General features: G+C 50.2%; 18 protein-coding genes, 3 tRNA genes and 1 pseudogene. 5 read left to right on the forward strand and 17 right to left on the reverse strand.

Annotated features, from left to right (window positions below; genetic code table 11):
* Positions 1–5: 5 nt before the first annotated feature.
* The 10 genes from V3C10_22680 to V3C10_22725 all read right to left on the reverse strand — a co-directional run bounded on the left by V3C10_22680 (position 6) and on the right by V3C10_22725 (position 13,692).
* Positions 6–1,718, reverse strand: coding sequence for a hydantoinase B/oxoprolinase family protein (locus V3C10_22680; protein ID WVP62076.1), 1,713 nt, complete (start codon positions 1,716–1,718; stop codon positions 6–8).
* Positions 1,718–3,781 (reverse strand): hydantoinase/oxoprolinase family protein, encoded by a 2,064-nt coding sequence (locus V3C10_22685; GenBank protein WVP62077.1) that lies wholly within the window; start codon positions 3,779–3,781, stop codon positions 1,718–1,720. Before V3C10_22685 ends, V3C10_22680 begins: the two co-directional genes overlap by 1 nt.
* A 59-nt stretch (positions 3,782–3,840) precedes the next feature.
* Entirely contained in the window at positions 3,841–4,722 is an 882-nt protein-coding gene (locus V3C10_22690; GenBank protein ID WVP62078.1) for a fructoselysine 6-kinase, read from the reverse strand.
* A 215-nt stretch (positions 4,723–4,937) separates the two neighbouring features.
* On the reverse strand, positions 4,938–6,578 hold the full coding sequence (locus V3C10_22695) for an ABC transporter substrate-binding protein (protein ID WVP62079.1): 1,641 nt from the start codon (positions 6,576–6,578) through the stop codon (positions 4,938–4,940).
* Positions 6,579–6,647: 69 nt separating this feature from the next.
* Positions 6,648–7,475: an ABC transporter permease gene (locus tag V3C10_22700; GenBank protein WVP62080.1), complete on the reverse strand. Its 828-nt coding sequence runs from the start codon at positions 7,473–7,475 to the stop codon at positions 6,648–6,650.
* An 11-nt stretch (positions 7,476–7,486) separates the two neighbouring features.
* Positions 7,487–8,446, reverse strand: a complete 960-nt coding sequence (locus tag V3C10_22705; protein WVP62081.1) for an ABC transporter permease — start codon at positions 8,444–8,446, stop codon at positions 7,487–7,489.
* Complete coding sequence (locus tag V3C10_22710) at positions 8,439–9,428, reverse strand: ABC transporter ATP-binding protein (protein WVP62082.1); 990 nt, start codon at positions 9,426–9,428, stop codon at positions 8,439–8,441. Before V3C10_22710 ends, V3C10_22705 begins: the two co-directional genes overlap by 8 nt.
* Positions 9,421–10,416, reverse strand: a complete 996-nt coding sequence (locus tag V3C10_22715; protein ID WVP62083.1) for an ABC transporter ATP-binding protein — start codon at positions 10,414–10,416, stop codon at positions 9,421–9,423. The genes V3C10_22710 and V3C10_22715 overlap by 8 nt, the downstream gene beginning before the upstream one ends.
* Positions 10,417–10,879: 463 nt before the next feature.
* Complete coding sequence (gene sulP / locus V3C10_22720) at positions 10,880–12,532, reverse strand: sulfate permease (GenBank protein ID WVP64690.1); 1,653 nt, start codon at positions 12,530–12,532, stop codon at positions 10,880–10,882.
* A 380-nt stretch (positions 12,533–12,912) separates the two neighbouring features.
* A complete protein-coding gene (locus V3C10_22725) occupies positions 12,913–13,692 on the reverse strand; it encodes a DUF6612 family protein (GenBank protein WVP62084.1) in 780 nt (259 codons plus the stop codon).
* A 315-nt stretch (positions 13,693–14,007) separates the two neighbouring features.
* Here V3C10_22725 and V3C10_22730 point away from each other — a divergent pair, with 315 nt between their 5' ends.
* The gene (locus tag V3C10_22730) at positions 14,008–15,363 is read left to right on the forward strand and encodes a DNA-deoxyinosine glycosylase (protein WVP62085.1); all 1,356 of its coding nucleotides are present in this window, start codon (positions 14,008–14,010) and stop codon (positions 15,361–15,363) included.
* Positions 15,356–15,451, forward strand: a pseudogene (locus V3C10_22735) (Ltp family lipoprotein). The gene V3C10_22730 and the pseudogene V3C10_22735 overlap by 8 nt, the downstream one beginning before the upstream one ends.
* Positions 15,452–17,169: 1,718 nt before the next feature.
* On the opposite strand, the gene V3C10_22740 reads toward V3C10_22735, so the two are convergent.
* Both V3C10_22740 and V3C10_22745 read right to left on the reverse strand, forming a co-directional pair.
* Positions 17,170–17,241: transfer RNA gene (locus V3C10_22740), tRNA-Gly, on the reverse strand.
* A 185-nt stretch (positions 17,242–17,426) separates the two neighbouring features.
* Positions 17,427–19,103, reverse strand: coding sequence for a sigma 54-interacting transcriptional regulator (locus tag V3C10_22745; GenBank protein WVP62086.1), 1,677 nt, complete (start codon positions 19,101–19,103; stop codon positions 17,427–17,429).
* 372 nt (positions 19,104–19,475) lie between these two features.
* On the opposite strand from V3C10_22745, the gene V3C10_22750 reads away from it, so the two are divergent.
* The 3 genes from V3C10_22750 (at position 19,476) to V3C10_22760 (ending at position 23,000) form a co-directional block, all read left to right on the forward strand.
* The gene (locus V3C10_22750) at positions 19,476–21,098 is read left to right on the forward strand and encodes a BCCT family transporter (GenBank protein ID WVP62087.1); all 1,623 of its coding nucleotides are present in this window, start codon (positions 19,476–19,478) and stop codon (positions 21,096–21,098) included.
* Between the two features lie 67 nt (positions 21,099–21,165).
* Positions 21,166–22,713, forward strand: a complete 1,548-nt coding sequence (locus V3C10_22755; GenBank protein WVP62088.1) for an aromatic amino acid ammonia-lyase — start codon at positions 21,166–21,168, stop codon at positions 22,711–22,713.
* Positions 22,714–22,739: 26 nt separating this feature from the next.
* Entirely contained in the window at positions 22,740–23,000 is a 261-nt protein-coding gene (locus tag V3C10_22760) for a hypothetical protein (GenBank protein WVP62089.1), read from the forward strand.
* Between the two features lie 312 nt (positions 23,001–23,312).
* Here the strand turns inward: V3C10_22760 and V3C10_22765 are convergent.
* The 5 genes from V3C10_22765 to V3C10_22785 all read right to left on the reverse strand — a co-directional run bounded on the left by V3C10_22765 (position 23,313) and on the right by V3C10_22785 (position 26,344).
* Positions 23,313–23,383, reverse strand: a tRNA-Gly gene (locus V3C10_22765).
* A 66-nt stretch (positions 23,384–23,449) separates the two neighbouring features.
* Positions 23,450–23,522 (reverse strand) — tRNA-Phe (locus V3C10_22770).
* 225 nt (positions 23,523–23,747) lie between these two features.
* A complete protein-coding gene (gene rsmA, locus V3C10_22775) occupies positions 23,748–24,614 on the reverse strand; it encodes a 16S rRNA (adenine(1518)-N(6)/adenine(1519)-N(6))-dimethyltransferase RsmA (GenBank protein WVP62090.1) in 867 nt (288 codons plus the stop codon).
* 1 nt (position 24,615) lies between these two features.
* Positions 24,616–25,404: a TatD family hydrolase gene (locus V3C10_22780; GenBank protein ID WVP62091.1), complete on the reverse strand. Its 789-nt coding sequence runs from the start codon at positions 25,402–25,404 to the stop codon at positions 24,616–24,618.
* Positions 25,405–25,522: 118 nt separating this feature from the next.
* The gene (locus tag V3C10_22785) at positions 25,523–26,344 is read right to left on the reverse strand and encodes an EcsC family protein (protein WVP62092.1); all 822 of its coding nucleotides are present in this window, start codon (positions 26,342–26,344) and stop codon (positions 25,523–25,525) included.
* Positions 26,345–26,392 lie beyond the last annotated feature (48 nt).

Below are 26,392 nucleotides of genomic sequence, written 5' to 3' on the forward strand. Positions count from 1 at the left end.
TCCTGTCAGGCCAGCCTGTAGCTGCCGCCGTCCTTTCTGATTTTTACTCCGTAAAGCTCCTCCGCCTTATCGATTGAAACCTTATGTTCAATTACATCACTCAGCACCGACTCCGGTTTCCTCTTTTTCGGATCCCCGTAGCCGCCTGCTCCCGGCGTGTGTACCGTGACAATATCACCTTTATGCAGCGGTACATCGGTGCATTTGGAAATCAGCTTTTCCACCGTGCCGTCGGTGCGGGTGATGAAATATTCACCGCCTGCCCCCTCCATGCCGCCGTAGAGCCCCCAGGGTTTATAAATCTGTCTGTCTCCCAATCCGGTATAATTGATGTTGTCGTACATCGCCTCGAAAATACGCTCGATTCCGAGTCCGCCCCTGTATTCTCCGGCTCCTCCGCTGTTCTCAAGCAGCCCGTACTTGTGGACAATCAGAAGCGGAAATTCCATCTCCAGGGCCTCGATTGGAAGATTGGAGGTATTGGTCATATGTACCTGGACGCCGCTCAGGCCGTCATTTGATTTCTGCGCCCCGGATCCTCCGGCAATGGTTTCCAGGTATACGTAGAAATGCTCCGGATCCTCCGGGTCGGTTCCGCTGAAGATCGCGGAGGTACAGGAAGAGTTGCAGCCTGCCAGCGCGCGCTCCGGCACGGCCGGTCCAAGCGCTCCAAAGATAACGTCCGCGACACGCATACACGTATCGATACGCGCTCCCACGGGCGCCGGGTTTGTCGCATTGATGATGGTTCCCGGCTCCGCCTCCACGCTGAATGCCCTGTATATTCCGGCATTGGACGGAATTCCCGGATCTATCAGCGCTTTTAACGAATAGAATACCGTGGCAAGAAGCCCGTTCTTTGTCACATTGTTCGGTCCGTTCACCTGGGGATCGGTTCCCGCAAAGTCCAGATGCATATCGTCCCCTTTGATGGTGACCCTGACCTGAATCCGGATTGGCTCGGGATGGCCCACACCCGCATCGTCCATGTAATCGGTAAATTCATACTCCCCATCCGGCAGATTCCGGATACCGGCCCGCAGTCTTCTCTCTGCATAGTTCTGAAGCTCGTGCATACTGTCCACCAGCAGGTCGTCATAGCGGTCGAATGCCTCAGTCAGACGCTTTGCCCCTACACGGTTCGAAGCAATCTGGGCCTGGAGATCCCCGTAGCGTTCCCCGGGGATACGGCTGTTGGCCATGAGGAAACTGATGATATCGTCGTTGACCTCATCATTCCGGCACACTCTGACAAGCGGAATTTTAAGTCCTTCCTGGAAAATGCTCACCGCATCGCCCGAGGTGGAACCGGCCACCTTGCCGCCCACGTCGCTGTGGTGGGCCAGGTTGGCTACCCAGCCAATCAGCTTTTCCCCGACAAACACCGGCTGCGTCACCGTGATGTCCGGCAGGTGGGTCCCGCCGCCGTTATACGGGTCGTTTCCCATAAACATATCTCCGGGCCTTATGTCCTCCGGGGCATGTTTTTTGTAAACTTCCTTGATAATTCCCAGCAGGGAGCCGAGGTGCATGGCGACGTGCTCGGCCTGCGCCACCATATTTCCCTCCGGATCAAACACCGCTGTGGAAATGTCACGCCGTTCCTTGATGTTGGTGGAATAGGCGCTCTTGATTAGCGCCACTCCCATTTCTTCCGCGATGGATAAGAGAAGGTTTCCCACGATTTCCACCGTTACTGCATCAACCTGGTTTTTCATTATTTTGCACCTCCCTCGTAAGTCACGATGATATTCTGGTATCCGTCCGTGTACGCCTTCCAGTCAGGCGGGATGACGGAGGTGGAGTCCATCTGTTCAATGATTGCCGGTCCCATAACCGTGCAGCCCGGTTTGAAGTCGTCCCTGTTGTAAATATTGGTCGTTATATAATCTTTCTCCCGATCGAACAGGACGTCGCGGGTGGTAAACGGCTTCGGCGGCTCCGCGTTCGGATCCACCGGCATTTCCACCAGATCCGGTTTGATGATGTCTCCGATGGCGCTGACGCGGTAGTTGACCATCTGAAGCTTCATGTTTCTGTTGAAATAGCCGTAGGAACGGTTGTGTTCCTGGTGGAAATTCTCGATCATCTCCTCCATCACCTCTTTTGTGAAACGGCCTTCCACCTCGATGCCAATCTCATAATTCTGTCTCTCGTACCGGCACTCGATCAGGTAGGTAAAACTCCTGTCTTTCTCCGCAACACCCTCTTTGTCGAGAAGCTCATTGCCCTCTTCGGTCAGCGTATCAAAAATCTTCTGTACTTTGCCCAGGTTCTCCTCCTCCGCAATCATGACGTTGGAGCGGCTGATGTCAAACTTCGTATCGGCCATCAGAAGTCCCAGGGAGCAGAGCGTTCCCGGAGACGGCGGAAGCAGCACGGAGGTAATTCCCATATCTCTCGCTACCTCGCACGCATGGAGCGGGCCTGCGCCGCCGAAGGCCATCAGTGTGAATTCCCGGGCGTCATATCCACGCTCCACGGACACAACACGGATGGCGCGCGTCATGTTGGAGTTCACAACCGAGATAATTCCCGCTGCCGCCTGCTTCAAATCCAGTGTGGACTTGTCGCAGATATTCTCTTTGACGGCTTTTTCAGCCAATTCCAGATCCACGTCCATCCGGCCGCCCAGAATCTTTTTCTGGTTCAGTTTGCCAAGTACGATGTTGGCATCCGTGACACATGCTTCGGTGCCGCCGCGCATATAGCAGGCTGGTCCCGGCGTCGCTCCAGCGCTGTCGGGTCCCACCTTTAAGGCTCCTCCTGCGTCAATCCGGGCGATGGAACCGCCGCCCGCGCCTACCGTTACAATATCTATCATTGGAATTCTGGCCGGATACCCCTCCACGAGCCTCTCGTTGGACAGGGATGCCTTTCCGTTCTCAATCAGGCTGACGTCGATGCTGGTGCCTCCCATATCAAAGGTGATTATCTTATCGATTCCGCACTGCTTTCCGATATAGACGGCGCCGATGACACCGGCGCTGGGTCCCGACACGGCAGTCTTGATCGGGCAGTCGATGGTCTCCGCAATGGAGATGACGGAACCGTTGGACTGTGTCACATAAGGGGCCACGGTGATCCCGGAGTCCAGAATGGATTTTTCAAAGTTATGTACGTATTTTTCCATAACCGGTCCCAGATAGGCATTGAGCACGGTCGTGCTCATCCTGGAATACTCCCGGAATTCGGGAACCAGTTCATGGGAGGTGGAAACATAGGCCTCCGGATACTCTTCTTCTATGATTTCCCTGATTCTCACCTCATGTTCCGGGTTGATAAAGGAGAAGAGAGTGCAGACGGCTATCGTCTGGGCGCCCTGTTCCTTCAGGTAGCGCACCGCTTCACGGACGCTGTCCTCGTTTAGCGCCGTTTTAACCGTGCCGTCGTATAAAATCCTCTCCTCCACCTCGCATTTCATGCCGTCCGGGATCAGGCTCTCGGGTTTCTGTTTTGATAAATCATAGAGGGACGGCCGTTTCTGCCAGCCGATTTCCATCAGGTCGCGGAATCCTTTTGTTGTAATCAGTCCCAGGCGCGCGCCTTTCTTTTCGATCAGGGCGTTGGTTGCAACCGTGGTTCCATGTGCCAGGTAACTCACCTGCTCCGGGCCGATGCAGTCCTCTGAGAGCACATGGAGGATGCCGTTTACAATCGCTCTCGACGGATCATCCGGCGTGGAGCTGTGCTTAAAATGTTTTAATTTCCCGGTCTCTGTGTTGAATATTGAAAAGTCTGTAAACGTACCGCCGACGTCTACGCCAATCATATAACTCATATTTTCACCTCGTATTTTCGTCTTTTAAGTGCAGGAATTTCCGCCTGCGGCGGGTCGCTTTAGCGGCTGAAAACCTTTCCGTGGCCAAATGCTCCCCGCACCAGACAGGTTCCGGCTGCGAATGCCGCTCCATTTTCCATTGCCGTTTTTAACTTTTTCTTATACGGTTCCCCGTCTCTGTCCGGCTTATCGCCGTCCGCTTTTTGCCCGCTTCCGTCCTCCTTTATCATGGAAAGCAGAAATGCCGTTGCAAAGGAGTCCCCTGCGCCCAGCGTATCCACCGCCTCCACCAGATGGGGCGGCTGGCTGTAAAATTCTTTGCCATCGTAAACGAGCGCTCCCCGGCTTCCCATTGTCGCCACGATAAACCGGCACCCTTTTTCATGCATATCAAGGCAGATGCGCCTTCCCTCTTCCTCTGTCACGGAACCGCAGGATAAAAATACATAAGAGGCATAGGGCGCCACCTTCGACACCAGGCTCCCGTTTACCCACTGTCCGGAGAAATCATAGGAAATGGGAACTCCGGCCCCATGGATTTTCTCAAGCTGGCCGTCCATATAGCTGTTGTTGCTGGTATGCACCAGAGCAAATGTCTTTATATATATAAGATCCTCCTCCGTAAGTTCCAGAGGATGTTCCTTCGTAACTCCCCCTTTATTACTTCCGAGAAAAACACGGTCCCCGTCCACCAGGGTCACCCTGGCGCAGCCGTTTTCACCCTCATACCGCCTGCACCTGCCATGTTCGATTCCCAGTTCATCCAGCGTGTTTATCACGTGGTCTGCGGCCTCATCCGTTCCAAACACCCCCATGTAAGAGGCATCCGCGCCCAGCATTTTGGCGTAGACGGAAAAATTCAGCGCCTGGCCCCCCGGAAACATGGTCTTTAAATGTTCATATTTATCGCATACATTGTCGCCAATCCCTATTACTCTCACTCTGTTCTGCCTCCGCATGCCCAATTGCCCGTGCGGCGGTGTTGCGGCGCCGCATCATTCAGGCTTCTGTCGTCCGTAACCATAATTGCCATGTCATTATATATCATTCCAATATGTTTATATCTTTTATTCCGGGGCAGTTTCTGCACTGCCCCGGATAAAACTTATTTTTAGATTGGCGGTGTTTCCCCCGCGCCGGTTTCTTATTCCATTTCTTATTCCTCTACGTAAGTGTCCTGTAATGTAAGTCCGGAAAGGTAGGTAAGGATGCCGTCCAGGTTCTGGAATCCGTGAACGTTCTTGGCTGTTGCGAATACCTGTTCCCTGAAGTTGATGAATACGAATGGTGAAAGCTCCAGCGCCCTCTCCCTGAACTGATCGTAGATTTCCGCTCTTTCTTTTTCATCCAGAGTTGTTCTGCCCTTTGCAAGAAGCTCATCGATCTTGTCGTCGGCAAATCCCGGACAGCTGTTCATCCGCACGTCTCCGCTCTCATAGTAGTTGGTCGCCCAGTCCATATCCACGATGTTTCCCGTTGTCCCCGATACCATCATGTCGTAGTCGCCCACGTTGGAACGCTCGATTCGCGTTGCCCAGTCCGGAAGCTCCAGTTCTACCTTGATACCGATTTCGGCAAGGCTGGACTGTACGCATACTGCGGTCTGCTCGTGCATTGCGTAGGTGGAGGAGGATAAGAGCTTGCAGGAGAAACCGTCCGGATAACCCGCTTCCGCCAGCAGTGCCTTTGCCTTTTCAACGTCATAGGAGAAATAGTTGTCGTATTTGCCGTCATAGCCGTTCTGGCCCACGATGGTCGGGAAACCGAAGATTGGCTCGCCGCGCCCCATAAACGCCGCGTTGATTACATCGTCTCTCTTTATTGCGTAGGAGATGGCCTGTCTCACCTTCGGATCGGCCAGCGGGCTGCCCTCGGTGCAGTTAATCTGCAGGCACATAAACGGCGCCACCGACACTTCCACATTGGCGTCATCGGCACCCTCAAATGCGATAACCTCTTTGGAGGGAACATAGTCGATGATGTCCACTTCGCCCGTACGGAGCGCATTGGCCCTCGTTGTCTCGTCTGTGTAGAAGAAGAAATCAATGTTTGGAGTCTGTACCGGAGTTCCATACCAGCCGTCATACGCACTGACGCTGATGGAGAGTCCGTTCTCCCATCCGTCAAATGCATAAGGCCCACATCCCATGGCAACTGTGCTTAAATCGTTGTTGTTCGCCTCGCAGAATGCCTTTGAAACCACTGCCGCTTCGGGAAGGCAGAGGTACTCCAGGAACGGTGCGCAGGGCTGTTTCAGGACAATTTCCACCGTCTTTTCGTCCGGTGCATTTACATGGTCCACTATCGATCGGAAATCGCTTCCGAATGTAGCCGCCACGGATTCGTCCATGACACGCTCCACGGAAAACTTCACGTCCCCGGCCGTAACCGGTGAACCGTCGTGGAAGGTGGCATCCTTTAATTTAAAGGTATAGGTCAGCCCGTCGTCCGATACGGTATAGGAATCGGCCACGTCTGTGGCAATGCCGGAATCTGCCGTATAAGTCATAAGTCCGCGGTAAATCTGCTGCTTAATCAGCCTTGTCGCCTGTCCCGACTGAAGATGGGGATCCAGGGTGGCCGGCTCGGCGCTGATTCCCACGTTTAAGGTATCGCGTTTGTTACCCGTTCCGGCGTCTGCCGCTTTTTCGGTTCCTGCCGCTGCACCGCCTTCCTCCTTTGTTGCAGGCTGTGTGTCCCCGCCCGTCTGAGAACTGCCGCAGGCCGTCAACACTACGGATGCCGCCAGGGCGGCCGCCAATGTAAGCGCTACTTTTTTCAAATCTCTTTTTTTCATGAAATTTCCTCCTTTTTTATTGTTAACGGTACCCGGCGCTGTATTTTTTCTGTCACCCGGCGCCAGCCATTAAAAACTGTTGTTAAGCTTCGGATCCAGAATATCTCTTATGGCATCGCCCATCAGGTTCACCGCCAGAATAGTCAGGCACAGGCAGAGCGCGGGCCAGAACAGATACATGACATTGACATTGAGATATCCCCTTGCAGAACCGATCATCTGGCCCCAGGACGGTGTGGGCGGCAGAACGCCCAGTCCCAGGAAGCTGAGTCCGGACTCCAAAAGGATCGCATTGGAAATCGTCGTGCTCACCTGGACAATCAGAACTGATATAATGTTCGGAAAAATTGCCTTTCTCATGATGGCCGCCGGTGTGGCCCCAATGGATAAATCGCTCTCCACATACTCCATTTTTCTGACCTGGAGCGTGGAAGAGTAGGCAATACGTGAAAAGTGCGGTATGTACAGAATCCCGATTACCAGCATCAGATTGATGACTCCGGCTCCCCAGAGGCCCGCGATAATCATCGCCAGCAGGATGGGCGGAAAACAGAGGATGATATCAATTCCCCTCATGATGACCGTTCCGATTTTTCCCTCCAGGTAACCGGCCGCGACTCCCAGGACGGTTCCTCCGGCAAAGGCGATGGCCGTTCCCCCCAGCGCCACCATCATGGACGGCCTGATTCCCAGTATCAGACGGGTCAGGATACACCGTCCGTACTCGTCGGTTCCCAGCGGGTATTTAACCGATGAATTCTGCAGCATGTTGGCCGTATCCAGCGCGTAGGGATCATTGGGTATCAGGAAATTGCCAAATATCATGACAATAATCAGAGGGACCAGAATAATAAAGCCAACAACAAACTTTTTATTGCTGAAACATTTCTTAAGCATTGTATCCCCCCCTATCTGACTCTTGGATCAAGAATTCCATATATTATGTCAACTATCATATTCGTAAATATGTAAACTACGGAGATCAGCAGTACACACCCCTGAATCAGGGGATAATCACGGTGGTTGATGGCCTTTACAAGAAGGGACGCCACCCCCGGCCAGTTAAACACGGTCTCACAGAGGACGGTTCCGCCGATCAGGTTCCCCAATTGGAGGCCGATGATCGTGATGACGGGAATCATTGCATTCCTGATCACGTGTTTTCTGATCACCTTCCCGTTTGAAAGTCCCTTGGCCCGCAGCGGCCTGACCGATTCCGCGGCCATTGCGTCCAGCATGGAGGAACGCGTCGTCCTCATGATGGAAGCGGCGACTCCCAGGGCCAGCGTAATGGCCGGAAGTATGATTTTCTGTATATGCAGGTCCGGATTCTTTGAAAATGCGGTAAATCCGCTGGCGGGCAGTTTCGCAATCGGAAGGTTGAAAATATTCAGGGCGAAGATTACCACAAGCAGATATCCCATAACATAAACCGGAACCGATGTACCTACCGACGCCATCGTCGTCAGCGCCAGATCGGAAAATTTTCCCCTCCGCACCGCGGCAATGATTCCAAATGGAATTCCGAACAGACAGGCCAGCACAAGCGATACAAAAGCCAGTTCCAGTGTTCTTGGAAAACGGGAAGCAATTGCCTGTACGACCGGGATTTTCTCTGAATATGATTTTCCCAGGTCAAGGTGGATTATTCCTTTTAAATAATTGGCATACTGAACCAGGATTGGCTGATCCAGCCCCAGTTCCGTACGGATTTTTTCAACGGTGACCGGATCCGGGTTGCTGTCCACTCCCAGCATCGTCAGAACGGGATCGCCGGGCATCATATGTACAAATGCAAATACCAGTGTGGTCACGATGAACAGTAAAAGCGCCGATATGGCCAGTCTTTTTGCTATAAATTTAATCATGGTCGCCGCCCCCTTTCCCGGCCAGGAAACAGGCTGCATAGTGTCCCTGCTTTATCTGCGCAAGCTCCGGCCGTTCCGTCCGGCACCGCTCCTCCACGAAGGGACATCGGGTACAGAACCGGCAGCCCTCCGGTGGGTTTACCGGACTGGGAATATCCCCGTTTAATATGATTCTTTCTTTTTTCTGTGTTGTCTTTGCTTCTGGAATTGCCGAGAGCAGGGCTTTTGTATAGGGATGGACGGCATTTTCATAAATCTCATCGCTGTCCGCCAGCTCCACTATCACTCCCAGATACATGACGGCAATTCTGTCCGCCATGAATTTTACGACGGATAAATTATGTGAAATGAACAGATACGTCAGTTCAAATTCTTTCTGCAGATCCTTTAAAAGATTTAAAACCTGTGACTGGATTGATACATCCAAAGCGGAGACGGGTTCGTCGCAGATGATCAGTTCCGGATTGCCGGCCAGCGCCCTTGCAATCCCGATCCTCTGCCTTTGTCCTCCTGAGAATTCATGGGGGTAGCGGTTCAGCCATTCCCTGTTAAGCCCCACCATGTCCATCAGCCTGAGAACCTCATTTTCAATCTCACCGTCCGGCACCGCATGATGGATTTTCAGCGGCGCGCCGATAATGTCCTTCACCCTCTCCCTGGGATTCAGGGAACCGTACGGCTTCTGGAAAATCATTCTCATCTTCCACCGTATCTTTTCCATCTTCCTGCCCTTTAAGCCAGTTATATCTTCTCCGTTAAATGTAATCGTTCCCCCATCGGCGGGGACAAGATTCAGAATTGTCCTGGACAGGGTGCTCTTTCCGCATCCCGACTCTCCTACCAGGCCGAACGTCTCTCCCTTTTTTATCTCGAAACAGACGTCATCCACCGCATGGACCGTGCCTTTACCCCCGGAGAACATCCTGGCCTTGACGGGAAAATACTTTTTCAGGTGGTCGATTTTCAGAATTACATCATCCATGGGCCAGCCCTCCCTTCGCAATTTCCTCTGCCCTGTGGCATCTGACAAAATGTTTCTCATTAAGCTCTATAAACGGCGGTTCCTTCTCCCTGCACTCATCGAGCGCCAGGGGACACCGCGTACAGAAACGGCATCCGGGAGGGAAATTCCTGATGTCGGGCACCATTCCCTGAATGCTGTAGAGCCGCTCCTCCTTTGTGTCAAGCTGGGGGATCGAACGGATCAGGCCATGGGTGTAAGGATGACAGGGAGAATTGAAAATCACCTCTTTCGGCGCAATCTCCATGGATTTTCCCGCATACATCACCACAATATCATCCGCCACGTCGGCCACCACCCCCAGATCGTGGGTGATGAGAACAGTTCCCATGTCGTATTCCTTCTGAATTTTTTTGAGCAGTTCCATAATCTGGGCCTGCACCGTCACGTCGAGTGCCGTCGTGGGTTCATCGGCAAACAGCAGTTTCGGATTGCAGCTGAGGGCAATCGCTATCATAACCCTCTGGCACATGCCGCCCGACAGCTCGAACGGATAGGAACGGTACACGCGCTCCGGATTGGGAATCCCCACGTCCTCCAGCAGGGCGAGCGCCCTCTTCTTCGCCTCGTCTTTTGATATTTTTTTATGTGTCCGTATCGCCTCGATAATCTGATCGCCGACCGTGTAAATCTGATCTAACGACATGACGGGATCCTGAAAGATCATGGCCATCTCATTCCCCCTGAGACTCTGCATTTCTTTTTCACTCAATTCCAGAAGGTCTTTCCCGTCAAACAGAATTTCACCTTCCGCCACCCTCCCCTGGTTTGGGAGTAATCCCAGCACGGAAAGGGATGCCATCGTCTTTCCGCTTCCGCTTTCCCCGACTATTCCAAGAGTCTTTCCCCGCTCTACCGAAAAGGTAAGACCTTCTACTGCGGCAAATGAAGACTTCTTATTCTGAAACACCATTTTAAGATTTTTAACTTTCAGTAAAACTTCTCCCATCCGCTCTCACTCTCTTCTCTTTGCTCTGCACCGTTCCGGTGCCGTCTTTCTGCTCCCCGGCTGCCGTTTCCATTGATCCGCGTTCCCACCGCAGCTTTACCCCGATTGCGTATAATATTTTGCAAGTTATTATGTATCATTATATAATATGTTGGTTCAAAACGATAACCTGCGCGCTCTGCACACAGGTCACTGTCCCAACAATGAAAAACTGGCTCCGGCCTTAAAGCGGCCGCTTTCATCCAGCTCATTATATAACATTACAAAATGTTATTCTCTATTGAAAATAGTATCATCTTGTAAAATTCTTGTCAAGATATTTGAATTTTTTTTATCACTATCTTTGCAGGAAGAAAACATTCGTTTTTCTTCCTGCCTGTTTCATAAATATATTTTATTTCGTTATATTTCTGACAATAAAGAAATGGCGGAATAGCCGCCTTTAACCTCAAAGCATAATTTGTCAGCGCCGGCAGCTCTCCGCCAGCTTCTCCGCCTCTGCCAGAGCCTCATCAATGCATCCGAAGAAATTATCTTCCCCGGCCTCCTGACAAAAGCCGGCTTTCCTCATTACCTTCATTGGCTGCTCATTGACGTGTGACAGCATCAGTCTGATCCCCTTCTCCCGGCACACCCGGTTTAATTTTCTCAGGCTGTTCAGCGCCGTAATGTCCATGGCCGGGACACTCCTCATTCTCAGAATCATAACTTTCTTTTCCTCATGGAACGGCACTTCCAGAATCTTATCCGCCGCGGCAAAGAACATCGGCCCTGTAATCTCAAATACCATTGTATGGCCGGGGACCGGTTTTAAGTCCCTGGTGTCTTTTCCTTCCTCATACTCATCCAGGTAGGTCCATTCCTGTACATCGGCAACATCGGCCATCCTGCTCAGGAAAAGAAGGGATGCCAGAATCAGGCCGACCGCGATGGCAACCACCAGGTCAAAGACCACCGTGAGGGAAAATGTCAGGACCAGCACCACTACATCGCTCTTCGGCGAAGTCTTTGCAATCTCTAAAAAGGTGCGCCAGCCGCTCATATTATAGGCCACCATGAACAGAATTGCCGCAATGGCAGGCATTGGGATCAGCGCCGCATACGGCATCAGAAGCAGCAGTGTCAGAAGCAGGACTACTGCATGGACCATGCCTGCGACAGGGGAACTTCCTCCGTTTTTAATGTTGGCGGCCGTCCTTGCAATGGCGCCCGTGGCCGGGATTCCTCCAAAAAGGGCGGAACCAATATTTCCCAATCCCTGTGCAACGAGCTCCATGTTGGAGTTATGTTTACTGCCGATCATGCCGTCCGCCACCACACAGGAGAGCAGGGATTCGATCGCAGCCAGAATTGCAATGGTAAATGCATCCGGCAAAACGGTTTTCACGGTTTCATATGTAACCTCGGGGAGGTGGAAGGCCGGAAAGGAGGAGGAAATCGTATAGAGATCGCCAATCGTATTGACCTTAAGCGCCAGCGCCTTTACAAGCACCGCCGATACAAGCACCGCTATCAGGGACGGCGGCACTTTTTTATTAAGCTTTGGCCACACAATCAGTATGGCGAGGGCGATCAGTCCCACTCCAAGCGCCTGCAGATTTGCAGTGCCAATGCAGGCAATCACCTGTTCCAGTTTTTCCATGGTCTCAAGCGGCGTCTTTTCAAAGGTCAGCCCCAAAAAATCTTTAATCTGCCCTATGACGATGGTCACCGCAATACCCGCCGTAAACCCGGTCGTGATCGTGAAGGGAATAAACTTAATCATGCTGCCCAGCCGGAGAAGTCCCATGGCAACCAGAAGAATACCGGCCATCACGGTTGCAATAATCAGCCCGTCCATCCCGTTGCGGGCCACGATTCCGGCTACGATGGATGCAAATGCGGCCGTCGGTCCGGCAATCTGTACCTTGCTGCCACCGAAGAATGATATGATGAATCCTGCGATAATTGCCGTATAAAGTCCCTGTTCCGGCGTGACACCCGAGGCCAGCGCAAGGGCAATAGAAAGCGGCAGCGCAATAATCGCAACGATAACGCCTGCCGTCAGATCCCCGGCGAACTGTTTGCCGGAATAGCCTTTCATGGATAAAAAGAATTGTGGTTTCAGCTCTTTCATAATCAATAAAACACCCCTTAAATAGTAATTCTCCGCAGAACTGTTAAAATCCTGCAAAGATACATCCATCTTACACTCTTTTTCCATGCCGGCACAAGTTCTTTTTTAAGTACTTTGTTTATTGTATACATATTTTACATATAATTTACATTTTCTAGAATAAAGAGTTCCGCTTGCGGAACTTTTGCGCTGCCGCGCGGTTGCTTCTGCAACCATTTACCTCTGCGCGGCATGTGCATCCTCGCGGAGCGTTTTTGATTCATAGGACGTAATTTCCTATGAATCAAAAAAACCTGTACAGGCGATGACTGCCCATACAGGTTTCCCATTTTTATTTCTTCTTTTATTTTTATGCTGTCCGATATTTTATACCGTACGCACTACTGTGCTGCAGGCATTTCCACTTCTGTGTATCCTTCCGTATCAGGCAGTTCCACTGTAACTTCCTGTCCCGGATTGTTTACTTTACCGGTCAGATCCATTACCATGGTAACGGCTTCGCCCTGAAGATCCATGTCTACAGTCATCTTCATTGTCATGTCTGTGTAATATCCGTCTTTGTTAACTATATAAGTTCCGCTGGCTTCCTTGAATGACATCTGTGTGTCGCCCATAGCGCCCATTCCGCTCATGCTGCCCATAACGTCGGTTAAGTACTCGTTCATCTTGTCAGGATCTGCGGTGAAAGTCAGGATTGTGTTGTCTCCCTCTTTCGCCATTGTAAGATCCTTAAGCTGATCGGACTGAAGATTGGTGCTCTCCGTGCTCTGTTTTACGGATTCCATAAGAGCTGTCAGATCCATTGGATATTTGATCTTCTGGCCCATGCTGTCCATGTAATAGTATCCGTCTTTATAGAAGATCGTTGCATCCAGGGTCTGGCCCATCAGGGATGTCTTTGTCTCAGCCAGGTACTGCATGGTATCCTTGCTGACATCGCTCATCTTCATCTTCATATCCACGGTTACGTCGATATTCTCTTCCCCCTGTGTCATGGTCATCTTCATCGTTGTATCCATGTCCATGGAAGTCAGTTCTGAATTCTTTTTCACTGCTGTGTCAAAAACCTCTTTCGGGTCTGCTTTCTTAGCGCAGGCTGTCATGGAAAATACCATCATGGTAGACAGGATCACTGCTGCTGTTCTAATCATTTTTTTCATAGTGTTACTCCTTTTTCCTCTCTCTTTATACTTCTTACTGTAATACTAAATTGTTTACCAGAAAGTATAATAGAAGTATAGCATTTATTTGTGTGGCGGACAATTGTCTATATTTACCATTTAATTAATATTTTGCGTCATTTTTATTACAATATTGTCTTTACAAAAGATTAATTCCCGCTCAAACTGTCTCTGAGTGAAAGACACGGGCGGAAAGGATGATACCTCCCTCTTTGTTATCTTGAATTATTTTTTCACTTCAGTTATCATAAAATACAGAAACCATCTTACAAACCGATTTAAAGGAGTCTGATTATGCCTTTTGTTTCACTGATTATTCCCATATACAATGCGGAAAAATACCTTCGCCGATGTCTGGACAGCGCAATGCAGCAGACCTTTCAGGACATGGAAATCATCCTGGTCAATGACGGCAGCGAGGATGCCAGCCTGGATATCTGCCGGGAATACGGGGAACTGGACAGCCGGTTCCGGATTATCGATAAAGAAAATACCGGTGTATCGGACAGCCGTAACCAGGCCATTTCGGCCGCCGTCGGGACCTATCTCCAATTCATGGACAGTGACGACTGGCTGACTCCGGATGCAACGGAAAGCTTTGTCCATGCAGCTAAAAAATACGACTGCGATTTGGTCATTGCGGATTTCTACCGTGTAGACAAAGCCGTATTCACCGAAAAGCAGCATATCCGGGAACGGGGATTGCTCAGCCGTGAGACGTATGCGGAATATATGATGCAGGACCCGGCGGATTTCTATTACGGAGTGCTCTGGAATAAATTATACCGGCGCAGCATTATTGAAACACATCGTCTGAAAATGGAGGAAAAGCTCCATTGGTGTGAGGATTTTCTGTTCAATCTCAGCTTTATCCGGTACGCCGAACGTTTTACCGCGATCCAGACGCCGATTTACTACTACATGAAGCGGAAAGGGAGCCTTGTCAGCACAGACTGGAAAAAAGCCAATGCGCTGCTGCTCAAATTCTATCTGCTGAAAGTTTATAAAGAACTGTATCAGAGCATGAACCTGTACGAGGAAAATAAACTGCGCATCAATGCATTCGTGGTGGCCTTCGCCAAGGACGGCGGCGTGGCCGCCCCCCTGAGCCGGCGCAGGCAGAGGCTGGATGAGGAAATATATATTGAAGACGAACTTCCTCCCGGATACGTCCGGGTATCCCATCCCTTCGAACCGGTATATGATGAAAACTCCCGTATATTAATCCTCGGCAGCTTTCCATCCGTCAAATCCAGGGAAACGAATTTTTACTACGGACGCCCCCAGAACCGGTTCTGGAAACTGATCGCCCGCCTGACCGGAGAACCGGTTCCCGAAACCATCGAGGAGAAAAAAGCTTTGCTGCTGCGCCATGGAATCGCGGTGTGGGATGTGGTTGCCGCCTGCGATATCAAGGGGTCCAGCGACAAGAGCATCCGCAATATCATTCCGACGGATATCAACCGGATCCTGCGCTCGGCAAACATTGAAAAAATCATAGCCAACGGCGACTCCGCCTTTCATCTTTACCGAAAATACTGCCAGGAACAAACCGGAAGAGAGGCGGTCAAGTGCCCCTCCACCAGCCCGGCCAATGCATTGTTTACGCTGGAACGGCTGAAGGAGGAGTGGGAGAAGGCGCTTAAGTAACAGCGCCATTCACGACCAGCTTATTTCCGAGTATGGTGAAAAATTCACCAGGGAACAGGCGGATTATGCTATTGCAAATCTCAATTGATTCTTTTTAAAGGAAATATAAAAGGCCGGTTTCCGAAGGAGCTTTGATTTGCTCCCGGAGAACGGCCTTTCTGCTTTTTAAAATCTGCAAAAGAACATCCAAAGATTATTGAATCCTGCACTACAACGTATCTGATTTATGACCATTACATTTGGAACAAAGAACTTGAAGATTTGATATAACTGTTTTACCGCCTTTAGAAATCGGTATAATATGGTCGATATGTAATCCAACTTCTTTGATTTTTGCTATGATATTCCCTAAGTGTGCACTCTTAATTAATCTCTTTGAGTTGCTCATAGCGATTATATAAATAAAGATAGCTGCATGAAAATTGACTGTCAACTGTATCAACCTTATAAGAAGTTTTAATATAATTCTTCTGTCTATATCGTGTCTGTTGACGGGTAAGTACAAATTGGAATGCATTATCATCATTTAATATATTATGATATTGTTTTGTACAGAAATTTTTCAATACGCTTTTTTCAAGTTTTTTCTGACAATACTCTTTCCAATTTTGAACTTTTTCGTCGTGTTGCTCAATCAAATAGGGATTTAGTTGAGATGCGAGGACGCCTCTGTAAGACGGCGGACGGGGTAGTGGGAGGGTGTGGATGAGTCTTCAGTCCCGGTTTGTAGGTTGTGGTGAGGGGGAATCCGGAGAAAGACTTTCCTGCGGGGACACGCTCCCGCTTGTGAAGCGCACAGCGGATGCTAAGCTCGAAAGGACCTCGCTAAGCACCGGCGGGCTTCAAGGTCACCCTTCGGAAAGTTTTTCTCCTCCTTCCCCCGGGCAGGTTGTCGACGGGACTGAAGACTCAGGGAAGGTTGTTGCCCCGTCCGCCGGCTTCAGGGCTGATTGTCTCTTTCGTCAAGTAAGGGGAAGGTATTGTTGCGTCCACTATGTAGTCGTGAATTTTTTACCTTATGAAGGTATTCTGGGCTGGATTCAGAGAAAAATCCAAAGCTATATTTAATGATGAATCAAAAAATTCAATGGTTATTCAAGGACAGATAAAGCTTCAAAGCTCAGATTCATCAATTTAATACCATGCAGGGGGCATTCTCCTGGAATTCGAGAAAATGTAGTGGCAGCGACAATCCCTCCCCCCTTTGAAGGAATAAGAACAATTCAGCGGCCGCAGGCCGGGTTTCGGGATGGCGAAAACCAACGCGTCTTCAGTCCCGGTCCATAACCTACCGGTGGGGAAGAAGGGAGAAAAAGATTCCGGAGGGAACCTGGGAGTCCATCGGCACTTACCGAGGTTTTTTCGAGGTTAGTGTCCGCTATGTACTCCAAAGAGCGCAAGCGTTTCCCGCAGGAACTTTTTCTGCCCGGATTCCCCACCCGCGACCAAACTCAAACCGGGACTGAAGACTCACAACCTCCCCTCACCATCCCGCCCCCCGACCGTCCCGGCGGCGTTCTCATTCCTCAATTAAATCCTCACTTCTATTCTTGTACTCTTCGCTCATTTCTAGACCTATTATTAAACTGATGCCATGTTCGACCGTGCTTTTTGTTTTATGACAAATACTACTGTCAAATACATCAACCATCTGTATTTCATTTGTAAAAAGCCCGTAATCCGATTACAAACAAAACGAGACCGAACAGCAGAACTTTATACACTGTCTGCAATTGTCTAAAGCTTTTCAAAGAATGAAAAAGGCTGAAATCCCTTTAAATCAAGGAAATTCCAGCCATAAAAAAGAGCGCGAGACGGGATTCGAACCCGCGACCCTCGCCTTGGCAAGGCGATACTCCACCACTGAGCCACTCGCGCATACGTTGTATAAATTGTTTCTGTTCCCAGGTTTTATAATAACCTGTCAACGAAAAATATTCTATCATAACTTATGCGCTATGGCAAGTGGTTTTTGCGGATTTTTTCAAATTTTTTATTTAATTTCTCCTATTGCCCCTCTGTTTTCCTTTTCACTTCCTCCGGACAAAAAAGATTCGGCCGTTTTAAATGATGATGCCGTACTTTTTAATCCGGTACTGAAGACTCTGCCTCCTGAGTCCCAGGGCATCCGCAGTCTTTGTGATATTGTATCCGTAATGCTCCAGCGCCTTCTGTATTACCTGGTGCTCGTACGCATCCATAATTCCCTGAAGTTCCACGCCCGGTGTAAAACCGGAGGCGCCGTCTCCGCCAAATGGCGCATTGGGCCTTGACTCATTCCTCTCCTCCCCGAATTTACGCAGGTAGCCCGGCAGATGCTCCCGTTTCAGCACCTCCCCATCCGCCACGTTCTGCGCGTAATCCAGCACATGAAACAGCTCTCTGACGTTTCCCGGCCAGGAATAGGCGCGGAATACTTCCATTACCTCCTGGGTAATACCGGAAAAAGAATGTACATACTGAAACGCCGTGGCATTCAGCCGGTACTCGATCAGCTCCTCCAAATCTTCCTTATGCTCCCTCAGCGGCGGCAGTTCAATCATAACCGTCGACAGCCGGTAGAACAAGTCCTTCCTGAACTGGTTTTCCGCAATCGCATGGAAGGGATCCTCATTACAGGAGGAGATGATACGAACGTCCATCCTGATGTCTTTCTGTCCGCCTACCCTGCGGAATGTATTCTCCTGTATCGCTCTCAGAATTTTGGACTGCATGCTCAGGCTCATGGAATTTAACTCATCCAGAAACAGAGTACCGCCCTCGGCCTCCTCAAAGTAACCGGCTTTATTCTCACTGCCCGTAAAGCTGCCTTTCTGCGTTCCGAACAGCAGGCTCTCAATCAGGGACTCCGGTATGGCCGCGCAGTTCAGCGCAACGAATTTCTTGTCCTTCCGGCCGCTGGCCCTGTGGATGCTCTGGGCAAAAATCTCTTTGCCGGTCCCGGTCTCCCCAACCAGAAGAATGGAGCTGTTCTGATGCGCCACCTTCCTGGCTATATTCACCGCCTCTTTCAGCTTGGCTCCGTGGCCGATAATATGGTCAAAAGAATAGCCCGTAAAACGGGTATAGTGGGAGTGCTCCTCATAGAGTTTCAGAGCATGGTCGATCTCTCCCATTTTCTTATTATACGTTTTTACGATATCGCTGTTCTGCTCAAACACGACGGAACCTAAAAGCTCCTTCCCCATTCTGATGGGGTAAGCGGTGTTTGCCGTAGCAATGGAAATACCGTCGCTGGACTTATAGTGATCCACCCGGTTGATTACCGGAGACTGGGTCCGCAGGCATGTCATAATCGTGCTGATATTCTCATCCAGGTTATACATATCCAGCAGATGACGCCCCTCTATCGGAACATCATTGGGAATGTGTGCAATCTCCCTGCTGGCCTTGTTAAAAAATACGGCACAGGCATTTTTATCATAAATCTGGATTCCCTCCGCAATATGATCCAGCGTTTTCGCAAACAGATATCCCTGATCGTCTCTTTTCTTAAAAAACAGATAGGAATGCCCGTCTGCCGCCTCCAGTTTTTCAAAATTAAAATGATCTTCGTCCCAGAATATCTCGCCTTCTCTCTCATCATCCTTCATGGCAAAAACCCCGGATGGCTTTTCTCCCCTCAGAATCCAGTTGGAAAAAAGCAGTCTGTACATGCTCTCCGCCTGCGGAGTCCCCCATTCTACGCGAAGCATTACCTGATTTTCGTCCAGTACAAAGTAAAAATCATAAAATTTCATTACTTTCCCCGCTTTCTCCTGTGCAATATTATCACTTTATAAACAAAGTGTAACACATAAAAAGAGCTCGCGTCAAGACAAGCGCCAAATCATTATGCGGCATGCCAAATCATTATGCGTTTTTTACTAAAAAGACTGCCGCCCTGTGCCATTCCAATTAATTTGTAAAGTCCTCCGATGATTTTTGTTTATTTTTTAAATTCTCTCAAAATACTATTAAATACAGCAAAAATTGTGTAATACTATAATATATTTTTAACTACATTTGCAGAATCCCAAAAAGTTGGCACGGGTTTTGCTTTATATAAAGTCAGAAAAACGGAAAGGAGAGTATGGAGACGCATAAAACGTACTACCATACAAACAAAAAACATGAGTGAAAATAATTCCAATTCAAAACCGATCCGCTGGAGCGTGTTTATTCCCTGCTTCCTGGTTGTCGGCGGAGCCGCCATCCTCGGCGTTGTAAACAATGCCTGGCTGACGGACGTCACCAAAGCAATCTTTACATGGTCCCTTGGAAACTTCGGCTGGCTCTATCAGATCGTCGCAATGGTGACACTGGTCCTGGTATCCCTCCTCTGCTTCTCAAAAATCGGTAATATCCGTCTCGGCGGCCCTCAGGCAAAATCGAAATATTCTTTCGGTTCCTGGTTCGCCATGACACTGACAGGCGGCATCGCGACCGGACTGATTACTTACGGCGTTAACGAGGTTCTGATTTATTTTGGAAACGTATACGGAGAGCTGAACGGTTACGGCGTCCAGCCGTACACCAACGAAGCCGCATACTTCTCACTTGGACGCTGCTTCTACAACTGGACGGTAATTCCATATGCCATGTATGCCCTCTCCGGCGTTATCATCGCTTACATGTATTTTAACCGTAAACAGGAATTATCCGTTTCCGCATCTCTGACACCGCTGTTTGGCCAGAAGATTACAAAAGGATTCTGGAAAGCGCTGGTGGACGTTTTATCCGTTCTGGCAATCGCACTCGGTCTGGCTTCCTCACTTGGCGCCGGCCTCGCTTTAATCGGAACGGGACTTTCCGCAGCTTACGGCATCGCTCAGGGCCCGATCGTATGGTTTATCCTGACTGCAATTATCACCGTAACATTTACTGCCGCATCGGTTGCCGGTATCGACAAAGGTATCAAATGGCTGGCCGGTTTAACATCCAAAATTTTCTACGTGCTTTTAATCCTTCTTTTCATTATAGGACCGACCGTTTACATCCTCAATATGGCTAACGTTGGTCTGGGCTACTGGCTGGATCGTTTCTGGACCTGGGGCTTTGACCCATCCACAGTCGGCGGCGACGCACTTGTAACCTGGTGGACCATGTATGACTGGGCTATCTGGATTGCTTACGCTCCTCTGATGGGTATCTTCTTCGCTATCATCGCCTACGGAAGAACCATCCGGCAGTTCCTGATTATCAACTGGATTCTGCCTGCATCCTTTGGTTTCGTATGGTTCTCCGTATGGGGAAGCACAGCCCTCAACTGGCAGATCAGCGGCAAAGCAGATATTATCGCAGCCATCAATGAAGGCGGAGCCGTATCCGGTATCTGGGAGTTCTTAAAACATGTACCGTTAGGCGCTATCCTGATTCCGGTTATCATTGTTACGCTGATTGCGGCCTTCTCCACAACAGCCGACACCATGTCCACCACAATCGCAGCGCTCTGTACCGAAGGCGCACGCCACGACGAAGAGCCTGCACTCTGGCAGAAAGTCGTATGGGGCGTTTCCATCGGTCTCATCGCCTGCATCATGGTTGCCTTTGGCGGCGGTTCACAGGGTGTGGACGGAGTTAAGTATCTGGCAGCCTGCGGTGGTTTCGTCGTGCTGGCCATCTTCATCCTTCAGTTAATTTCAAGTATTAAAGTGTTCTTCTTCGATCCGCAGACGAAAAAAGACATTGAAGCCTGCGCCGATTATACGGACGCCGAAGCAACCGAAGTAACGGCCGAAGAAGCAAAAGCCTGAAAACACGGCCGAACAGGCCAAACAGGATGAACAAAATATCTTATTATCATCAGAAACAAAATAAAAGGTGGAAAGCAATATGGATATCAGTATCAAAAATATAATTCTGGGGACCCCCATAACCCTGGAAGACTTTATCGCAGTCGTCAGATACGGCGCCAGGGTCGAATTCTCCGACGAATACTGCCGCAGGGTTAAAAAGTCCCGCGAACTGGTGGAAAAATGGGTCGCCGAAGAAAAAGTCATGTACGGAGTCACCACCGGTTTCGGCGCCCTCTGCACCAAGGCGATCGGCAAAGATGAAACGGCAAAGCTTCAGGAAAACATCATTCTCTCCCACTCTGTTTCCGTAGGCGAGCCGCTGTCCGTCGAGAGAGTAAGGGGAACCATGCTTATGGTTCTCCAGAACCTGGGACAGGGATACTCGGGAGTGCGCCTTACTCTTCTGGAATACTACAGAGACTTTTTAAACAAAGGCGTTACCCCATGGGCGCCCGGCAGCGGCAGCGTCGGCTATCTGGCCCCGGAGGCCCATATGGCCCTCGTGCTGCTCGGCAAAGGCAGGGCCTGGTATGAAGGGGAACTGCTTTCCGGCAGCGAAGCGCTCCGGAGAGCCGGTATGGAGCCTCTGGAACTCAGTTCCAAGGAGGGGCTTGCTCTGGTATCCGGAACCACTTCTCCCACCGCAATGGCGGCGCTGGCTGTTTATGACCTTTTAAACGCCGCAAAATCCGCCGATATCGTCGGCTCCGCAACCCTGGAGGCCTGCAAGGGCGTTATGAATGCATTTGACGAGCGTGTCATGTCCATCCGTCCGCACAGCGAACAGGGAAAAACGGCGGAAAATGTAAGAAAAATTTTAAACGGCTCCGGCATTATTGAAAAATATAAGGGAAGCCGTGTCCAGGATGCTCTTTCCCTCCGCTGCATCCCGCAGCTCCACGGCGCCGCGAAAAAGACGCTTAAGGATGCCAGGGAAGCGATTGAGATTGAAATGAACTCCTGCTGTGATAACCCCGTCATCTGGCCGGATGAGGGAAACCAGGACGTAATCTCCGCCTGCAACCCGGATTCCTCCTATGTAGGCATGGAGATGGACAGCGCCTGCATTGCCGCCGTAGGCATGGCAAAGATGTCCGAGCGCAGAAACAACCGTCTGATTGACGAGAGCCTGTCGGGAAACCCATGGTTCTGCATCAAGACCCCTGGACTGAATTCGGGACTGATGATCCCTCAGTACACCCAGGCCGGTCTGTTAAACGAGATGCGCGGCCTTGCCACCCCGGCTACCATTGATAACACCCCCACCTGCGGCAACCAGGAGGACTATGTTGCAATGGGCTACAATGCCTGTAAAAAGGCGGGGGACACGGCCGAAAAGCTGGAATACATCCTGGCCATCGAGCTGCTTTCCGCTTACCAGACACAGCAGTTTTTAGATACCGGCGTAAACCGTGCTCCTGCTACAGACGCAGTCATGAAAGAGATCGGCGAACACATTCCTGTCATGGAACAGGATATGTTCCTCCATCCCTATATTGAGTATCTCAGGGAGTTAATCCACTCGGGAGAGCTGATCCGTATCGTGGAATCGGTTACCGGGAAACTGAATTAAGAATGATAAAAAAGGAGAAAAAGCAGATGAAAAGCGCAGAAAAAAGACAGGTGGAAATGGATCTTACAAGAATCTTTCTCACACCTCCTAATACAAGAAAAGAAAAAATCACATTGTTAGCCATGCTGGTGGTCACCTTCGTCATTTTTTTCGGCCCCATCTGCTTCTCGGCCATACCGCCCGTGAAAGCGATATTCCTGGCCTGCATGCCTTCCGTCTCCATCTCATGGGGATGGATGGTGCTGCTGCGCTCTCTCTTCAGGAAAGATGAATTCGCGAGGAATTAAGCGGTAACAGAGCGGTCCCAACGCACCGTACCTGATCCCCGGCAGCGCATCCTCACGGAACGTTTTTCAATTCATAGGACGTAATTTCCTATGAATTGAAAAAGGCCGGCGTCCATTGAGCTCTGAGCTCGGCGGACGCCGGTCTTTTTGTATCGTTCTTATCATTTGTATCGCCAGCTTTTTTGTCCAGTTCGTTTCTTACAGGAACAGGTGCAACACGAAATGCAACACGCAGGAGCATCATATACCGCCTCCAAAACTCCTCGTCCCGTATTCAACTGGTTTCTCCTCCCGAAATCCGGGCAGCAAAAAAGCGGGTGATGGGAATCGAACCCACGTATCTAGCTTGGAAGGCTAGTGTTCTACCATTGAACTACACCCGCATAATGTGTAAATATGAAACAACGAAAAGTACGCTTCACGAACTTTTCATTGCCACTCAATTAAAGTGCCCAGAGCCGGAATCGAACCAGCGACACGAGGATTTTCAGTCCTCTGCTCTACCAACTGAGCTATCTGGGCCTCCTGAGAAATTGTTGATTCTCTCATTGCACTGGCGTTACCAGCAACGTAAATAATTTTACTAAATTTTCACCGTCTTGTCAAGGAGTTTTTTTGTTGTTTCACGGGTTTGTTCCACGTTTTTTAGTCATGAACGTAAATTCTTTTTTCCAGCGCTCTTTTATTTCATTCGTACCGTTTTGTAAATCGGGAAACGGCGGCATAGCTTGCCGCCGGCTCCCGGTTTTAGTTTTCGGAAAGGATATTGGCCAGCGCCGCGAATTGCTCCAGCGTGAGGGCCTCTCCTCTGACTGCGGCGGGCACACCCAGTTTCACGATAGCTTCTGCAATGATTTCCTTGGGTATCTGTATTTCCGGTGAATTGTTTAAACCGTTTAAAAGAGTTTTCCGCCTCTGGTTAAACGAGGCGCGGATCAGTTTGAACATCAGCTCCCTGTCGGCCACGTCCACCGGCGGCGTCCTGTGGCGTGTAAGGCGTATTACGGCCGAGCCCACGTTAGGGCGCGGAATAAAGCAGTTAGGCGGCACATTGGCCACAATATACGGTTCCGCGTAGTACTGGACCGCCAGGGACAGGGCGCCGTAATCTTTCGTTCCCGGCCCGACCTGCATTCGGTCGGCCACCTCTTTCTGAACCATAACCGTGATATTGTCGATGGGAACACCGCTTTCAAACAGTCCCATAATGATCGGCGTCGTAATATAGTAAGGAAGGTTAGCCACCACCTTAATCGGCTTTCCCCCGTTATATTCCTCTGCCAGTTTTTTTATGTCAACCTTCAGGATATCCTCATTGAGCACTGTAATATTTTCATAATCTTTCAGCGTTTCTTCCAGAATCGGTATCAGATTGCTGTCTATCTCAACAGCGACAACCTTACCGGCGCTGTCGGCCAGATACTGGGTCATCGTCCCGATACCCGGTCCTATCTCCAGAACCATGTCGTCCTTCGTCACCCCGGCCGCATCTACAATTTTAGAGAGGACGTGAGTGTCGATGAGAAAGTTCTGGCCGAATTTTTTCTGGAAGGCAAAGCCGTACTTTTGTATAATCTCGATTGTGTTTTTGGGATTTCCCAAATCTATACGCATATCAGTTCCTTTCTGATTTCCCCGGAGCCAGGTGGTAAAGCTGTTTGGCATTCAGGTTGGTTGCCCGGATTACTTCCTCCGTGCTTAAGCCCCTTATCTCTGCCATGGCATCCACCACGTACGGCAGATTTAGGGAAGAATTCCGCTTCCCTCTGTTTGGGACCGGCGCCAGATAAGGACAGTCTGTTTCAAGTACCAGCCTGTCAAGCGGCGCGTATTCCACCACCTCTTTTAACTTCTTTGCGTTGCTGAAGGTCAGAACTCCGCCTATCCCAAGATAGAATCCCAGGTTCAGGAATTCTCTGGCCATCTCTTTACCGTAGGAAAAACAGTGGATAACTCCTCCGATTTCCTCCGCTCTATGTTCCTTCAGAATATCAAGTGTATCTTTGGCCGCATCCCTGCTGTGAATGACAACAGGTCTATTGACCTCTCTCGCCAGCTCCAGCTGGCGGCCGAACCAGTACCTCTGGATCTCATGGGCAGGCTCGTCCCAATAATAGTCAAGCCCAATTTCTCCCACCGCCACTATCTGGGGATCCATCGCCGCTGTCTTAAGCCTGGCAAATTTTTCTTCATCCAGCTCCGCGCTGCTGCTGGGATGGACTCCCGCCGCCCCGTATACCTGGGGATAGCGTTTTGTCAGCTCCAGCGTGTGTTCGGTGCTGGCCATATCATTTCCTATATTTACAATTGCCTCAATTCCATGCTCGGTAAGGCCCTGCAGCAGTTCTTCCCTGTCTTCGTCAAATGCCTCATCATCGTAATGGGCATGTGTATCAAAAATCATTTGTTTCCTCCGGTCTTCTTATCCGTTTTGGTATTTATCCGTTACTCACGCACCATTATAGCCAATCTCCCGCGAAAAGACAATGACTATCGGGGTTTTACTTCCGTTTTTACGCCTTTTATCCACGTTTTTCCTCTGATTTACCAAGCAGATACCTTCTCTCCAGCTTGATCGCCGCATAGCCGGTCACTTTTTTCATATAAATGCCGTCATACAGTCCGCCAATTACGCCTGCAATGGGAACTCCCTGCAGGAATTTCATATACAGAAGTTCTCCGGAAAGTGCCCGGGAAGCGTCAAGAGCGGCCGCATCCACCCCTGCCGGAGCCTCCTCAGGCGGTGCGTCTCCGTGCGGCCTGCGGGCCATCCGGTACAGTTTCCGGTTCATCGCCGCATCCCGTTCCTTAAAATCTTCCCCGCTGTACAGGGACAGCGCCAGAAGTTCCAGAAGCAGTTCCTGTTCCTCCGGATTTCTGTAATCTACGCCGAAATGCAGTGCCTGTGTATACAGGCCTCTGAGCAGCGCAGCCAGAAAGAGCGGAATGTCAGGAAGACCGATTCCCAAAAGCCCCAGGACCGCCCCCTCTGCACAGGCTCCGGCCACCCCGGCCGCTGCCTGGCGGGCCGCCAGCTTTCTGCCCGCCGCCAGATTTTTCCTGACCGGATAGAGCCTGCCTGCATACTCCCGCGTCTTGAACTCTGCCTCCAGCTTTTCCTTGGGAAATGTTTTCTCAATCACCCCGGTGCCATTTTCCAAAATCACGCAGAATGCTTTGTAAAATGCATCTTCCAGCTTTTCCCTCAGTCCGTCCGGCACCGCCTTATGCAGTTTTTTCTCCCAGAAAGGTTCCTTTCTGGTTCCATACTTTTTAAGGGTCTTATTTTCACGTTTCAGAAAGGAATCCCATTCCTTTTCCAGAGGTGTCTTTTTATCTGCCATCCGTTCCATCTCCTTTCACCGCTCAACAACGAAAAGCACGCTTCGCGA

It is taken from the genome of [Clostridium] symbiosum (assembly GCA_036419695.1).
GTDB lineage: Bacteria > Bacillota > Clostridia > Lachnospirales > Lachnospiraceae > Otoolea > Otoolea symbiosa_A.

Coding starts and splice junctions, on each gene's coding strand:
- V3C10_22680 (WVP62076.1), bottom strand. CDS start 1,718: ATGAAAAACCAGGTTGATGCAGTAACGGTGGAAATCGTGGGAAACCTT.
- V3C10_22685 (WVP62077.1), bottom strand. CDS start 3,781: ATGAGTTATATGATTGGCGTAGACGTCGGCGGTACGTTTACAGACTTT.
- V3C10_22695 (WVP62079.1), bottom strand. CDS start 6,578: ATGAAAAAAAGAGATTTGAAAAAAGTAGCGCTTACATTGGCGGCCGCC.
- V3C10_22700 (WVP62080.1), bottom strand. CDS start 7,475: ATGCTTAAGAAATGTTTCAGCAATAAAAAGTTTGTTGTTGGCTTTATT.
- V3C10_22705 (WVP62081.1), bottom strand. CDS start 8,446: ATGATTAAATTTATAGCAAAAAGACTGGCCATATCGGCGCTTTTACTG.
- V3C10_22710 (WVP62082.1), bottom strand. CDS start 9,428: ATGGATGATGTAATTCTGAAAATCGACCACCTGAAAAAGTATTTTCCC.
- V3C10_22715 (WVP62083.1), bottom strand. CDS start 10,416: ATGGGAGAAGTTTTACTGAAAGTTAAAAATCTTAAAATGGTGTTTCAG.
- sulP (WVP64690.1), bottom strand. CDS start 12,532: ATGAAAGAGCTGAAACCACAATTCTTTTTATCCATGAAAGGCTATTCC.
- V3C10_22725 (WVP62084.1), bottom strand. CDS start 13,692: ATGAAAAAAATGATTAGAACAGCAGCAGTGATCCTGTCTACCATGATG.
- V3C10_22730 (WVP62085.1), top strand. CDS start 14,008: ATGCCTTTTGTTTCACTGATTATTCCCATATACAATGCGGAAAAATAC.
- V3C10_22745 (WVP62086.1), bottom strand. CDS start 19,103: ATGAAATTTTATGATTTTTACTTTGTACTGGACGAAAATCAGGTAATG.
- V3C10_22750 (WVP62087.1), top strand. CDS start 19,476: ATGAGTGAAAATAATTCCAATTCAAAACCGATCCGCTGGAGCGTGTTT.
- V3C10_22760 (WVP62089.1), top strand. CDS start 22,740: ATGAAAAGCGCAGAAAAAAGACAGGTGGAAATGGATCTTACAAGAATC.
- rsmA (WVP62090.1), bottom strand. CDS start 24,614: ATGCGTATAGATTTGGGAAATCCCAAAAACACAATCGAGATTATACAA.
- V3C10_22780 (WVP62091.1), bottom strand. CDS start 25,404: ATGATTTTTGATACACATGCCCATTACGATGATGAGGCATTTGACGAA.
- V3C10_22785 (WVP62092.1), bottom strand. CDS start 26,344: ATGGCAGATAAAAAGACACCTCTGGAAAAGGAATGGGATTCCTTTCTG.